General features: G+C 40.1%; 13 protein-coding genes. 9 read left to right on the forward strand and 4 right to left on the reverse strand.

Annotated elements, in window-relative coordinates:
- Positions 1-20 precede the first annotated feature (20 nt).
- Positions 21-1,280 carry a prephenate dehydrogenase gene (locus Q8S11_RS09915; RefSeq protein WP_305661937.1) on the reverse strand — a complete coding sequence of 420 codons (1,260 nt, stop codon included), beginning with the start codon at positions 1,278-1,280 and terminating at the stop codon, positions 21-23.
- A 122-nt stretch (positions 1,281-1,402) separates the two neighbouring features.
- On the opposite strand from Q8S11_RS09915, the gene glpK reads away from it, so the two are divergent.
- The 6 genes from glpK to hemN all read left to right on the forward strand — a co-directional run bounded on the left by glpK (position 1,403) and on the right by hemN (position 8,485).
- On the forward strand, positions 1,403-2,890 hold the full coding sequence (gene glpK, locus Q8S11_RS09920) for a glycerol kinase GlpK (RefSeq protein ID WP_305661938.1): 1,488 nt from the start codon (positions 1,403-1,405) through the stop codon (positions 2,888-2,890).
- A 17-nt stretch (positions 2,891-2,907) separates the two neighbouring features.
- Positions 2,908-3,636, forward strand: coding sequence for an MIP/aquaporin family protein (locus Q8S11_RS09925; RefSeq protein WP_305661939.1), 729 nt, complete (start codon positions 2,908-2,910; stop codon positions 3,634-3,636).
- Between the two features lie 117 nt (positions 3,637-3,753).
- Positions 3,754-4,941: a PAS domain-containing sensor histidine kinase gene (locus tag Q8S11_RS09930; RefSeq protein ID WP_305661940.1), complete on the forward strand. Its 1,188-nt coding sequence runs from the start codon at positions 3,754-3,756 to the stop codon at positions 4,939-4,941.
- 6 nt (positions 4,942-4,947) lie between these two features.
- Positions 4,948-6,012: a response regulator gene (locus Q8S11_RS09935; protein WP_305661941.1), complete on the forward strand. Its 1,065-nt coding sequence runs from the start codon at positions 4,948-4,950 to the stop codon at positions 6,010-6,012.
- Positions 6,013-6,091: 79 nt separating this feature from the next.
- Entirely contained in the window at positions 6,092-7,096 is a 1,005-nt protein-coding gene (locus Q8S11_RS09940; RefSeq protein WP_305661942.1) for a 2-hydroxyacid dehydrogenase, read from the forward strand.
- A gap of 24 nt (positions 7,097-7,120) precedes the next feature.
- Positions 7,121-8,485: an oxygen-independent coproporphyrinogen III oxidase gene (hemN, locus tag Q8S11_RS09945; RefSeq protein WP_305661943.1), complete on the forward strand. Its 1,365-nt coding sequence runs from the start codon at positions 7,121-7,123 to the stop codon at positions 8,483-8,485.
- Between the two features lie 82 nt (positions 8,486-8,567).
- On the opposite strand, the gene Q8S11_RS09950 is transcribed toward hemN, so the two are convergent.
- From Q8S11_RS09950 to ccoG, 3 genes are read right to left on the reverse strand one after another with little or no spacing between them, the layout of a single operon-like run.
- The gene (locus Q8S11_RS09950; RefSeq protein WP_305661944.1) at positions 8,568-9,299 is read right to left on the reverse strand and encodes a sulfite exporter TauE/SafE family protein; all 732 of its coding nucleotides are present in this window, start codon (positions 9,297-9,299) and stop codon (positions 8,568-8,570) included.
- A gap of 42 nt (positions 9,300-9,341) precedes the next feature.
- The gene (locus Q8S11_RS09955; RefSeq protein ID WP_305661945.1) at positions 9,342-9,764 is read right to left on the reverse strand and encodes a FixH family protein; all 423 of its coding nucleotides are present in this window, start codon (positions 9,762-9,764) and stop codon (positions 9,342-9,344) included.
- Positions 9,765-9,766: 2 nt separating this feature from the next.
- The gene (gene ccoG, locus Q8S11_RS09960) at positions 9,767-11,158 is read right to left on the reverse strand and encodes a cytochrome c oxidase accessory protein CcoG (RefSeq protein WP_305661946.1); all 1,392 of its coding nucleotides are present in this window, start codon (positions 11,156-11,158) and stop codon (positions 9,767-9,769) included.
- Between the two features lie 259 nt (positions 11,159-11,417).
- Between ccoG and Q8S11_RS09965 the strand changes: the two genes are divergently transcribed.
- The 3 genes from Q8S11_RS09965 to Q8S11_RS09975 all read left to right on the forward strand — a co-directional run bounded on the left by Q8S11_RS09965 (position 11,418) and on the right by Q8S11_RS09975 (position 13,860).
- Complete coding sequence (locus Q8S11_RS09965; protein ID WP_305661947.1) at positions 11,418-12,431, forward strand: PEP/pyruvate-binding domain-containing protein; 1,014 nt, start codon at positions 11,418-11,420, stop codon at positions 12,429-12,431.
- A gap of 1 nt (position 12,432) precedes the next feature.
- Entirely contained in the window at positions 12,433-13,161 is a 729-nt protein-coding gene (locus Q8S11_RS09970) for a TIGR00730 family Rossman fold protein (protein WP_305661948.1), read from the forward strand.
- 66 nt (positions 13,162-13,227) lie between these two features.
- Positions 13,228-13,860 carry a YceI family protein gene (locus Q8S11_RS09975; protein WP_305661949.1) on the forward strand — a complete coding sequence of 211 codons (633 nt, stop codon included), beginning with the start codon at positions 13,228-13,230 and terminating at the stop codon, positions 13,858-13,860.
- Positions 13,861-13,888 lie beyond the last annotated feature (28 nt).

Genomic DNA, 13,888 nt, shown 5'->3' on the forward strand with positions numbered 1-13,888 from the left:
GGGTATTGAAGGCATTATTCCTATTCCATTTCAAGTTTTCTGATCAGCTCTGCACTCTGGGCCCGGCCCTGATCAAGTCTTCCTGCAAAGAATGTTTTTACCTGATCAAAGTGCTGTTTATAGCCCTCCATGTCACCGTAAACAATGAGTGAGGTCCATTCCCTCACCGCTGAATGGAATTCCAGATCATCACCCCGAATGGTCTTGTCAAATAAAGCGGTATTGATTGACTCTTCAAGTAATTCTTCATTCTTGAAAAGGTATTCTGCGATACCAAGCCGCAATCTGAATGGGGGAGTCTGACAGATCAGGTTATCGTAGGGGTTAATACCCAGATGGTACCATGCATCAACCATGCTTAGCAGACTGAGGTGAGAATTTGGCTTGCGGCTCTCTGATCCCGCCGATAAGGAGAATTCCTGCATCACTTTTTCATCCAGCATCACCGGTTTATGGTCCTGGCCAAAAATAAAGTCCCTTGCCTGATATAAGCGCTTTCTGAATGCTGCTTCTTCCTCTTTGATCATCAGTTTAAATAACTCTGATTCAGAAATAGCATAGCGCTTGATCTGATGACGGGCATAGGGATTCAAAATTGCGAGTCCGCCATAAATATGAGCCTTATAACTAAAGATTCTAAGGGTAATCAAAATTTTAACGTTGTCAATCCCACCTAAATATGAAGCGTTTTCCCAGGGGAAGAAACCTGCTTCTTTCCATGCAGTTCCCATGCTTTCGAAACCCATATGTGTCACAGCCTGCGTATCGGCAACAATTTTATCATGTTCATGAAAATCAGCTATTTCTACCAGCACCGAACCTAATGCCGACAGAAGATCTGTCATACGTTGATAGGCTTCCTTTGTAGTTCTGTGAGGAATTACAATCATTTTTTGCCCCTTTGGATCAAATCCTGGACCATGGAGGGAGTGACAGCTTATAATATGGGCATCTTTTGGAAGGTATTTTTCAAAGGCCTCTATTTCCGGATGTTTAACAGAAGTTTGTCCGGCAACTATTGCTCCGTATTTGGTATAAGAACCATACAAACTCAGCACTTCGGCAATTCGTTCAGCTTCAACAGAATAAATGATTACATCAGAAATTCGGGAAACAGCTTTACCATCCTCCATGATTTCTATACCATATGGGCTTAACTCATTTTCCAGTATTTCCCTACGATTTGGCAGGTCGCATCCGTAAACCCTGTATCCGGCTTTGGCAAAAGACTTAGCGTAGATACAGCCCATGTCGCCAAGGCCTATGATTCCTATATTCATGTTTAAAGGGGTGATGTATTTATGGATAAAAATTAATCTATTTTTTATCTTGTTTCAATATTACATATTTTTCTCATATTTAATGAGGCCTTATCAATCCGGCCAAGTAAATTAGGTTCAATATGCCAGATTATATTTTAGCACTCGATCAGGGTACAACAAGTTCCAGAGCCATTTTATTTAACCGTAAGGGCAGTATAGTTGCCGTTTCTCAAAAAGAATTTGCACAGATCTATCCTAAACCCGGATGGGTGGAACATGATCCCGTAGAAATCTGGTCAACGCAGGTAGCAGTAGCTACCGAGGCCATGGTTAAAGCGGGAATCAATCCCCGGGATATCCATGCCATTGGAATAACCAACCAAAGGGAAACAACCATTGTCTGGGATAAAGAAACCGGGCTTCCGGTTTATAATGCAATTGTTTGGCAGGATCGCAGAACCTCAGATTATTGTGATTCAATCCGTAAGGAATATGGTGAAGGAATCCAGAAAAAGACCGGTCTGATTATTGATTCATATTTTTCAGCAAGCAAAGTGAGGTGGATTCTTGAAAATGTAAAAGGAGCAAGAGAAAAAGCTGAGCAGGGGAAGCTCCTTTTTGGTACTGTGGATAGCTGGCTGATCTGGAAATTGTCGGGAGGTAAATGCCATGTAACTGATGTGAGTAATGCATCCCGAACGATGCTTTTTGACATCAATACACTTGTGTGGGATAAGGAATTGCTCCGGATATTTGATATTCCTGAGGCCATGTTGCCCGGGGTCAAATCATCAAGCGAAGTATTCTGCGAAACTGCAGGGGATATTCTTGCTTCGAAAATTCCGATCGCAGGAATTGCAGGCGATCAGCAGGCAGCGCTTTTTGGTCAGATGTGTACCAAAGTTGGCATGGTAAAAAATACTTATGGTACCGGATGCTTCATGCTGATGAACATAGGCAAAAAGCCAAAAATATCCTCAAATAATCTGTTGACTACAATTGCCTGGAAGATAAATGGGGAAGTGACATATGCTTTGGAGGGAGGAATTTTTATTGGTGGAGCCGTAGTTCAATGGCTGAGGGATGAGCTGGGCCTGATCAGAACATCATCAGAGGTGGAAGAACTGGCAGCAAAAGTGGAAGATACCGGCGGTGTTTATATAGTCCCGGCTTTTGCCGGATTGGGTGCTCCGCACTGGGATCAGCATGCAAGAGGTACAATAACCGGGATTACCCGGGGCACAAATTCAGGCCATTTTGCAAGGGCAGCTCTGGAAAGTATAGCTTTTCAAACAATGGACGTACTTAAGGCAATGGAAGCGGATGCGGGTACTCCAATCAGTGAATTACGTGTGGATGGAGGTGCAACAGCCAATAATTTATTGATGCAGTTTCAGGCTGATATTATGAAATGCAGGGTTATTCGGCCAAAGGTTACTGAGGTAACCGCTCTTGGAGCTGCCTATCTTGCCGGACTAGCAACAGGTTTCTGGGGAAGTGTTGAGGAAATTGCAGAACAATGGCAGCTTGAAAGAAATTTTGAACCGGAGGAACTGGAAAATTATGATGATCTTGTAAATGGCTGGAACCGGGCTGTAAGAGCCGCAAAAGCTAATGTAAATCTTTAAAATCTAAATTTTTGGATATGGCACCTTTTACAGCCGAGTTTTTAGGAACAGCACTATTGGTTTTACTGGGGAATGGAGTTGTAGCAAACGTTGTTTTAACCGGAACTAAAGGTAACGGCGGCGGATGGATAGTTATCACTACGGCATGGGCACTCGGAGTTTTTGTCGGAGTGGTTGTTTCGGCCCCTTACAGCGGTGCGCATCTTAATCCTGCAGTGACATTTGCTTTAGCAATCAGCGGAAAGTTTGATTGGGCACATGTCCCGGCTTACATGCTCGCTCAGATGCTTGGAGCAATGCTCGGATCCTCACTGGTTTGGCTCAAATATAAAGATCATTTTGCCGCCACTGAAGACAAAGGATTAAAACTTGCAGCATTTTGTACAGGGCCTGCAATAAGAAACACATTTTCCAATCTAACCAGTGAAATTATTGGATCTTTTGTGTTGTTGTTCGTGATATTCCATTTCACCAGTGCTGAAATTGCTGACACTAAAACACCAGTTGGCCTGGGATCATTGGGTGCTATTCCTGTTATGTTTCTGGTTTGGGCCATAGGGCTTTCGCTGGGAGGGACAACTGGATATGCCATTAACCCGGTACGCGATCTGGGTCCACGAATAATGCATGCTATACTTCCGGTTGCCGGTAAAGGAAAATGCGACTGGTCATATTCCTGGATACCGGTTATGGGGCCTATGATCGGAGCTGGTTTTGCTGCTCTGCTATATTTGGCTTTGAATTAGACTTTTTTTAATCCTATTCTGAATTTTTACAAACTCCGGAGAGAAATCTTCTGAATTTAAATCATTTCTTTCAGGGTCAAATCTTCAAATTTATATTCAAAAGACTATTTTTACAATATGACTAATAAAGGCGCATTGTTACATGCTATTATTGAAAATGCAATTGACGGAATCATCACAATAGATGAGCGTGGATTAATTGAATCAATAAATCCTTCTGCCTGTGCTTTGTTTGGCTATACAATAGAGGAAGTGACCGGCAGGAATGTTTCTATGCTGATGCCACAGCCTGATAGGGGTCAGCATGATGAATATCTTGCCCGATATCAGCGGACGGGTACCCCTCACATCATTGGTACTGGGCGCGACGTAAAAGGCCTGAAGAAAGATGGTACAATGTTTCCCTTCCGGCTTGCGGTAAGTGAGGTAAAGTATTCAGGAAGGACAATCTATACCGGATTTATCCATGACCTGACCAGGGAAAAAGAAGCAGAGGCTCAGATATTGCATTATGCTTCACAACTTGAAAAATTAGTCGAAGATCGTACAAATTCACTTCAGAAATCGGTTACGGAACTTCAGGTAGCAAAAGAAACAGTAAGTCAATCTCTCGAAAAGGAAAAAGAGCTCAATCAATTGAAAAGCCGGTTTGTGTCGATGGCTTCTCATGAATTCCGAACGCCACTTAGTTCCATACAATTATCTGCTTCATTGATTGAAAAGTATAAACTGCAGGATGATGGGACCAATATATCAAAACATGTCAGTAAGATTAAAAATTCTGTAGGTAATTTAACGACCATTCTGGATGATTTTCTCTCTCTCGAGCGACTGGAGGCAGGTAAAATTGAAACAGCTTTTTCGAAATTCGATATTGTCAAGCTTTCTGAAGAGATTACTGAGGAGATGCAAATGATGGCTAAAAAAGATCAGAATATCATTTATCAGCATACCGGACTCCATAGCACAGTGTTGCTGGATCAGAATCTGCTCCGGAACTGTATCATCAATTTAATTTCAAATGCCATCAAATATTCAGGTGAAAATACCTTCATTGAGTTCAATACTGAACTTTCGGATACAGAATGTATTGTTACCGTAAGGGATAATGGAATTGGCATACCTGAAGCAGATCATAAGCATTTATTTGAGCCATTTTTCAGGGCTAACAATACCGGCAATATCCCGGGAACAGGTCTTGGGCTGAATATTATTATGCGTTATGTTAATTTGATGGGAGGAAAGGTTAATTTTACCAGTCTCCCGAAACAGAAAACTATTTTTAACCTGAATTTCCCACAGTAAAATTCTATGAAGAAGAAGAAGATTCTATTAATTGAAGACAACGCGGATATCAGAGATAGTTCTGTTGAAATTCTGGAACTTGCCGGTTATGAAGTTTTGGAAGCTGAAAATGGTAAAATAGGTGTTGAACTGGCGCAGCAACATATCCCCGACATGATACTTTGTGATATAATGATGCCTGAACTGGATGGTTATGGCGTTTTATATCTCTTATCAAAAAACATGGAAACCTCAAATATCCCCTTTATTTTCCTCACCGCAAAAGCCGAAAGGGCTGATATGAGGAAAGGTATGGACATGGGTGCCGACGATTATCTGACCAAGCCTTTTGATGATATGGAATTGCTAAATACCATTGAGTCCCGCTTTCAGAAAAAGGAAAAGATGGAATCTTTTTACAGCAAATCGTTTGAGAGTCTTCAACTCCTGACCAATCAGAATCAGGGTCTTGATGAATTGAGAAAAATTATTGCCGACCGTAAGGTTAAACAGGTTAGAAAAAAGCAGATTATTTATTATGAGAGTGATACAATTACAGGCATATATTTGATTCTGAGCGGGAGAGTAAAAGCCGTTAAATTAAGCGAAGACGGAAGGGAATTGGTTACGGGAATGTATGGACCAGATGAATATCTGGGAATTCAGGCAATGCTTTCTGGAGATCATTATAATGAAACTACTGAAGCTGTCGATGATACTACGATCTGTCTTCTCCCAAAAGATACTGTAAAGCAGCTACTCGATACCTATACAGATATTGGTCAGAAATTTATTAAGGTGCTTTCAAGCAACCTGATTGAGAAGGAGGAACAATTACTTCAGTTGGCCTATCACTCAGTGAGGAAACGAATGGCTGAGATCCTGATCCGCCTGGCAAAGCAACAAAATGCCCATGAAAGTTCTGAAGCACAAATCCGAATCTCAAGAGAAGACCTTGCCTCGATGGCAGGCATGGCTACAGAAACAGTAAGCAGAACCCTGAGCGATTTTAAAGATGAAGGAATCATTGAAAAGAAAGGTAGCGTGATTGATATCATCGATTTTTCCAAGCTCCATAAAATGAAAAACTGATAAAGATCATTTTTCTTTATGACCTCACTCATTACGCAAACTTATTCCTAAAAGTACTTTTGGAGTAAATGTTTTATTAATGAAAGTTGTTGCGTATAGTGTCAGAGAGTTTGAGAAGGAATTTGTAGCTCGTGCAAATCAAAAACAACACGATATTACATTGATATCTAATTCCCTAAGCCTTGAAACTGCTTTATATGCAGAGGGCAAAGAGGCTGTTGTGGTATCAACTCAGGATGAGCTTTCTGAAGAGGTAATCGAAAAACTGGCTGATTTGGGCATTAAATACATTACCACACGATCAGTGTCGACTGATCATATAGACCGGATAGCTGCCGGTAGAAGAAACATCAAACTGGCGAATGTGCCGTCTTATTCCCCTGCAGCTGTTTCAGAATACACCCTGATGCTCGCACTTTCTTTAGGCCGAAAGATTATTCCTACAGTAAATAGTAGCCGGGAGTTCGATTTCAGAATTGATCAGCATATCGGTTTCAACTTTAAAGAAAAAACAGTAGGAATAGTTGGTCTTGGAGTGATTGGAAAGGCTACTGCCTCAGTATTCAGGAGCCTGGGTTGTGAAATCCTCGGTCATGATATAAGTGAGGTTCCGAACCTGGATGGGATTGAGAGAGTAAGTTTTGAGCAGCTTCTGGCTGATTCAGATATTATATCCCTTCATATTCCATTAAGCCCTGAGACAAAACATATTATCAATACGCAAAGCATTTCCAAAATGAAGCCTGGAGTAATGCTAATCAATACCAGCAGGGGTGGATTAATCAAATCAGGTGATCTGATTAAGGCCTTAAAGACTGGTAAAATCGGATGGCTGGGTTTGGATGGGTATGAATTTGAAAAGGATATATTCTATTCCGATCACCGGAACGATCGGGTAAAAGATCCGATCATGGAAGAATTATTGTCATACCCAAATGTAATTATTTCACCGCACCAGGCATTTCTCACTAAAGAAGCACTTCAGGAAATTGCAAATGTGATTATTAAGAATCTGGATAACTGGCAAGCGGGAAAGTGTTCAGGAAAAGCCTGTGTATGTGTTAATGGCTGCTCTAAACGTTGAAATCTTAGACTCAATTGACCAATTATGAATACCCGGAATCTAATAAACAAATATCACGTGGCAGCACCGCGTTATACCAGCTATCCAACTGTCCCTTATTGGAATACTGAAGCCCCCAATATCAATGAATGGAAAGAATCAGTTAGATTTTCGTTCGATCAAAGCAATTCAGTTAATGGAATCAGCTTGTATGTGCATTTACCATTCTGTGAAAGTCTTTGTACCTATTGTGGCTGTAATACCCGAATTACCCGTAATCATCAGGTAGAAGACCCTTATATTCAGGCAGTTTTGAAAGAATGGGCATTGTACAGAGAGGTGTTTGCTGATAAACCCCTGATCCGGGAAATTCATCTGGGAGGAGGTACACCAACTTTTTTTGCTGCAGATAACCTCAGGCTTCTTATCAATGGTCTTACAGCAGATGCCGATTTGCATCCTAATGCGGAGTTTAGTTTTGAAGCACATCCAAATAATACCAGGGAGGATCATCTAAGAACCTTATATGATTTGGGTTTTCGACGGCTTAGCCTCGGTATCCAGGATTTTGATCCAAAGGTTCAGCGGATAATCAATCGTATGCAAAGCTTTGAACAGGTAAAGGCCGTCACTGAACTGGCAAGAGAAATTGGGTACTCGTCTATTAATTTTGATTTGATCTATGGATTGCCGCTCCAGACATATGAAGGATTGGCAGATACAATTTTTCTGGTTGAGAAATTAATGCCCGATCGTATCGCATTTTATAGCTATGCCCATGTACCATGGATCAAACCCGGACAAAGGAGTTTTACAGAAGCAGATCTTCCCTCAGTAGATGAAAAGCAACGATTATATGAATTAGGTCGTCAAATGTTTACCTCAATGGCTTATGAAGAGATTGGCATGGATCATTTCGCGCTTAGTACCGATAGCCTTTTTAAGGCTCAGTATTCAGGAAAACTTCACCGGAATTTCATGGGTTATACCCACCAATACACACAATTGATGGTCGGACTAGGGGTTTCATCAATCAGTGACAGCTGGTTCGCTTTTACTCAAAATGTGAAAAGAGTAGAAGATTATCTTGAACTGGTGAATAATGGCCAGTTGCCTGTTTTTAAAGCCCATCATTTAACTGAGGAAGATCTGATTATCAGAAAGCATATCTTAAATCTGATGTGCAAGGGGAAAACAGACTGGAATATAAATGAGCCACTGATTGATGCAATGAAAACAGGACTGGAACGTGCGAAAACACTTCAGGAAGATGGATTGCTAATTATCAAGGAGCACAGTTTAATTGTAACCCCGCTGGGAAAACGATTCCTTAGAAATATTTGTATGGCCTTTGATGCCCGACTTTGGGCCAGCCAGCCTGAAACGCAGTTGTTTAGTATGGCGGGTTAATTCCGGGTCAAGCCCGGAATGACAGAATCCTACTGTCATCACAGACTTGATTCCTTGTCATTGCTGCGAGCCTGATGCGTTGTCATTGCGGGCTTGCCCCGTCGTTATTGCGGACCTGATCCGCAACGGAACAAACCTCAACCCCCGTATCCATTATAGGTGGACTCAGGTATGGGATATCCAGGTTCATGCCCCTCAGCACAAACCAAACCCCCAGTCCCAGCATAAGAAATGGGATAGTCTTGTTTATCCGCCGGCGAAATACAGGGCCGGCAAATCCAGTACTGATCATAGCAGCCATCATCAGGGGCAGGGTACCGATTCCAAACCAGAACATGTATTGGGCAGAAGCTATTACACTACCAGTATTTAGTGCGCCAGCCATTGCCAGGTATACAAATCCACAGGGTAAAAAACCGTTCAGTATTCCAACCAAAAGGTGACCTGCTTTATGTCTAAGGGCATATCCGAGTAATTTGTTGAATGATTGCACAAACCCTGAAAACCATATTCTATTACCTATTGATACTTTAAGAATTCTTGATGATGCAGCAAGTATGATGAAAATGCCCGTTAATATGCTGATTGTTTGTTGCATACCTGCCAACCAGAGCTGTTGTCCGGCAAGTCCGATAAGTACACCCAACACTGTATAAGTTAGTGTACGGCCCAGATTATAGATCAGCTTATCGAAGATAATCATCCAGCGCTGCTGATGAATGCTTGGAACTGCAAAAGCCAGTGGACCGCACATCCCTATGCAATGAATACTTCCAAATAGTCCGGTGAAAAATGCAAGTTCGTTATAGTTCATTTAAGCCAAATTCTCTAAATTAATAGGGATACTGATAGAATATCAATTGATTACAATGTTTTTATCGTACATATAAGATTTTCCATTGCTTTTCCATTCAATCGAAACTTTCCAATGTCCCTTTCTGAAGCTATCAAGTCGGAATCCTACCTGATTCGATGTGCCTGTATTAAGATTAATTGTACTGTCTTTAGTTTTATCTGATGGATGTATAAAACGGATATTGCCTATAGCCGGACTTTTGAAGATGATTGTCAGCTGGTCATTGACAATAATTTCCGGCTCTGCTTTGTCATCAATAAGTTGGGTTTTACGTACGTAGTCCTTATCGTACTCAATGCCTTTTTCATAGTAATCTACATCCACAAGGTCATCTGAATCACTTCGTATCATCAATACTGCCAGCGTTATTATGAATGACATAAAGAGTACCATTCCAATTACAAGTTTTGTTCCCCAGTTCATCTTCATTCGTTAGGTGGTGCTATAAAATTTGTTTTGATCTTATCAATCAGTTTACCTTCAGACCAAATTTCTATCCCGATCTCTGATTTGTATTTACTGACACTTTTTTGGGGTCTTAACACAAAAAAGGTAACCTTTATACTGCTTCCTTTTTGGATTTCATCTTCTTTCCTGATATACTGAATCTTTGTGTCAGGATCGATAGGTCGCATCTCAAATTTAACCAATTTTGTGGTTTTATTGACCAGTTCGGCATTATATAAATTACTAACTGTGCCATTATCCCTTAATTGATATAGTGTTCCTCCGGCGCGTAATATAGTAGTTTCAATATCAGTCCTGCTGATGAGCATAAAGCTCAGAACTGAAAATAAAATAAGTAATACTACAGAATAAGCATAGACTTTGCTGCTTAGTTTGAAGGGGGATTTGGTTTTAATCTGGTCCTCTGACATAAATCCAATCAAGCGGCTTGGGCGATTGATCTTTTCCATGACCATATCACATGCATCAATACAGGCAGTGCAGTTGATGCATTCAAGCTGTGTGCCGTTACGGATATCTATACCCGTTGGACACACATGTACACAAACCTTACAATCTATACAATCCCCTAAATTCTGTTCGGTGTTCTTAACAATTTTACCCCTTGGCTCGCCGCGTTCATAATCATAAGCCACAATAATACTCTGATTGTCAAGTAAAACCCCCTGGAGTCGTCCGTAAGGACAAATTACAGTACAAACCAGTTCTCTCAGGTACGAAAAGACGATGTAAAAGACCAGCGTAAAAATCAGGATGGAGATAAAGCCGCTCATGTGCTGCCCGATGGGTTCTGATATGATCTTAATCAGTTCTTCTGAACCAATGATATAGGCGAGGAAAACATTTGAAATAAGAAAGGAAATTAAAATAAACAGGGAGTGTTTGGCGATTTTTTTTGCTATTTTCTCAAAACTCAGCGCTGCCTGATTCAATTTTTGCTGATGTATCCAATCTCCTTCAATCCAGTTTTCAATTTTCCGGAAAACCATCTCCATAAAAATTGTTTGTGGACATGCCCAGCCACACCAAACCCTGCCAAAGATGGCCGTGAACATGACTATAAATACCATAAAAGTCAATAAAGCCAGAACAAACAGATAGAAATCCTGGGGCCAGAAAATGATACCAAAAAAGACGAATTTACGTTCTATTACGTTTAAAAGAATCATCTGTTCACCATTGATTTTTATAAATGGTGAGCTGAATAGAAGTGCCAGAAGTACATAACTAACCACATCCCGATAATGGTAAAGTTTACCTTTAATGATTTGCGGATACATCCATTTCCTTTTATTTCCTGTATCGGTAATAGTTGGTATATGATCTCTGAAATTTTGTGGTTCGGCCATTTTATTTAATTAGGATAATCAGATAGACACGGCAAACTTCGTAAAAGAGGGATTTTGTTGATAACCCTGTCCTTTTGATTACCGTGTAAAAATTGAATTAATAATGATATTAGAGTATGACTTAGATCATTATAATTGATAACTGCTATCATTAATAGAAAGCTTTAAACCATGCATTTTCGTGTTGTAAGATTCCTTTTTGTAAATTTATGTAGATTCACTTAATGAAGCCTGAATATTCAACAAATAATTTAAGATTATGAAGGATTATATTCTCAAACTGAAAAAGATCACAATTGCTGATGCTGACGAGGTTGGGGCAAAAAATGCTTTTCTGGGTGAAATATTTACTCAGAAGGTACTTGGATCTATAAGAGTTCCTGATGGTTTCGTTATTACAGCTACAGCATATCGTCATTTTATAGCCTATAATAAGCTCGATGGAGTTCATAATCAGTTAATTTCAGGGATTGATAAATCAGACCCTGCGAGTGTTTCAAAGATTGCAAAACAAGCAAGGGATCTGATTTTGGGTGCCAGAATTCCTGGTGATCTTTATGATAGAATATTAATTGCGTATCATGAACTTCTAAATGGTACCGATAGCACACTGGCAGTAAGAAGTAGTTCTATTGATCATAATCCATTGTCCATAAATGAGAAAGATAAACATGATACTTTCCTGAATGTAAGCGGCGAAAAGGAGTTGATCAGTTCTGTGAAAAAATGTTTTGCATCCTTGTACTCGGATCAGGCTCTGATTGAAGATCCTGATTGGCAGGATAGGGTGATTTCTGTAGGTGTACAAAAAATGATCAGGGCAGATGAGGCTTGTTCGGGTTATGCCTATACCTGCGATCCGCAGAGCGGTTTTGTGGATGTTATTCATGTATCCGGAATTTGGGGAATCGGGCTTCGGGATTATGACCAGTCGCAGGTTCATGATGAGTTCATTGTTTACAAACCAAATCTTCATCTTGGTGTTAATTCTATTATTCAGAAGAAACTGGGTAACAAGCACCATATGGTGATTTATAAAGACAGCGGTGATCACAAGAGTCTGATACAAGTGGAAACAAGCGCCGAAATGCGGGGAAAGTATATTCTTACTGATGAGGAAATACTTACTATTGCGAATTGGGGTATAGTTCTTGAGAATTATTATAATTGCCCGGTGAGTATAGAATGGGCAAAGGATAATTCCAGTCAGGATCTGTTCTTACTACAAGCAAAGCCTGAGAATTTAAAAAAAATAAAGAAAAATAGAGTTTAGTATGACAAAATCCGAAATTACATTCCTTGGTGGACCGCAATCACGTAGAAAAGAATTTTTATTCACCCTGGATATATTCGCTCAGTTTATCAAAGGATTCAGGGCCTTGCATTTTATCGGGCCTTGTGTTACAGTCTTTGGGTCTGCCAGATTTAAAGAAGATCATGAATATTATAAACTGGCAAGAAAAGCTTCTGCAGAATTTGCCAAACTGGGGTTTACAATTATGACAGGGGGAGGCCCGGGAATAATGGAAGCCGCAAACCGTGGTGCCAAGGATGTTGGCGGGCGTTCAGTTGGCTGTAATATTGAGCTTCCAATGGAACAGGGAGTTAATCCATATTGTGATAAATGGGTTGAAATCAAGCATTTTTTTGTGAGGAAAGTGTTGCTCATAAAATATTCCTTCGCCTTTGTGGTGATGCCCGGCGGCTTTGGAACATTGGACGAGTATTTTGAGGCGATCACCCTCATTCAGACAAAAAAGATCAGGGACTTTCCGGTGATCATCTTTTGTAAGGAATTCCATCAAAAATTGCTGGAGCACAACCAGAAGATGATGGAGATGGGTACAATTTCCGATTCTGATATGAAATTATTCCTGGTGACTGATTCTATTGAAGAAGCTGTAGAGTTGATAAAGGAAAACAGTATAAAACGACATGGATTGAAACCTGAGGAAAAGATCCGACCATTCGGTTGGTTATTTGAATCAAGATTCAGGTTCTAAGTATTGTTTTCTATTAAATAGTTATTAGTCTGTATTTTACAGATAACTTGTTTTAAAATTACTGAAATGAAGACAATAAACAATTTTAACGAAAATGGCATAAGAAAGATTTTTCTTAGCTTTTTATTTATGTTGTCTAGTCTGGTTCTCTTTGGGCAACAACAGTCCTATGTTTATCATTCAGGTGAGATAGAAGTAAGTGGTTATACCAATAATTATAATTGGAAAATGAAAACGGATAGTGTGGAATGCAATGCACTGATCACACTTCAGAACAGACAATTAAAAGCGATTAATAATTTAAATTTCACGGTCCCTGTACAAAAGTTAAGTAGTCCCAATACCTATATGGATCGGATTGCACACAGAACCCTGAAATCCTATCCATTTGATAAAATATATTTCAGATATGTCACATCTGAAATCCAACCATGGGATGATAAGGATCAATATCTCGTAAAAGCCACCGGAAACCTTTCTATTGCCGGGGTAACTCAGGCGATTAATATGGACCTCATCGCTACCGTGATAAAGGATGGAACGATAACCTTCTCCGGAACTCATAAATTGAAACTCAGTACTTATCAGGTTGTACCCAAAAAGACATTAATGGGAACTTTAAATACCAGTGATGATGTAACTGTTAATTTTGTTGTAGGGGTCAAGCCGCTGATGTTATCTTCAGCATCCGATAGATAGCTATTGATTGACTACCATAGACTTTTAC

It is taken from the genome of Daejeonella sp., from assembly GCF_030695525.1.
In the GTDB taxonomy this organism is placed as follows: Bacteria; Bacteroidota; Bacteroidia; order Sphingobacteriales; family Sphingobacteriaceae; genus Daejeonella.

Coding starts and splice junctions, on each gene's coding strand:
- Q8S11_RS09915 (WP_305661937.1), bottom strand. CDS start 1,280: ATGAATATAGGAATCATAGGCCTTGGCGACATGGGCTGTATCTACGCT.
- glpK (WP_305661938.1), top strand. CDS start 1,403: ATGCCAGATTATATTTTAGCACTCGATCAGGGTACAACAAGTTCCAGA.
- Q8S11_RS09925 (WP_305661939.1), top strand. CDS start 2,908: ATGGCACCTTTTACAGCCGAGTTTTTAGGAACAGCACTATTGGTTTTA.
- Q8S11_RS09930 (WP_305661940.1), top strand. CDS start 3,754: ATGACTAATAAAGGCGCATTGTTACATGCTATTATTGAAAATGCAATT.
- Q8S11_RS09935 (WP_305661941.1), top strand. CDS start 4,948: ATGAAGAAGAAGAAGATTCTATTAATTGAAGACAACGCGGATATCAGA.
- Q8S11_RS09940 (WP_305661942.1), top strand. CDS start 6,092: ATGAAAGTTGTTGCGTATAGTGTCAGAGAGTTTGAGAAGGAATTTGTA.
- hemN (WP_305661943.1), top strand. CDS start 7,121: ATGAATACCCGGAATCTAATAAACAAATATCACGTGGCAGCACCGCGT.
- Q8S11_RS09950 (WP_305661944.1), bottom strand. CDS start 9,299: ATGAACTATAACGAACTTGCATTTTTCACCGGACTATTTGGAAGTATT.
- Q8S11_RS09955 (WP_305661945.1), bottom strand. CDS start 9,764: ATGAACTGGGGAACAAAACTTGTAATTGGAATGGTACTCTTTATGTCA.
- ccoG (WP_305661946.1), bottom strand. CDS start 11,158: ATGGCCGAACCACAAAATTTCAGAGATCATATACCAACTATTACCGAT.
- Q8S11_RS09965 (WP_305661947.1), top strand. CDS start 11,418: ATGAAGGATTATATTCTCAAACTGAAAAAGATCACAATTGCTGATGCT.
- Q8S11_RS09970 (WP_305661948.1), top strand. CDS start 12,433: ATGACAAAATCCGAAATTACATTCCTTGGTGGACCGCAATCACGTAGA.
- Q8S11_RS09975 (WP_305661949.1), top strand. CDS start 13,228: ATGAAGACAATAAACAATTTTAACGAAAATGGCATAAGAAAGATTTTT.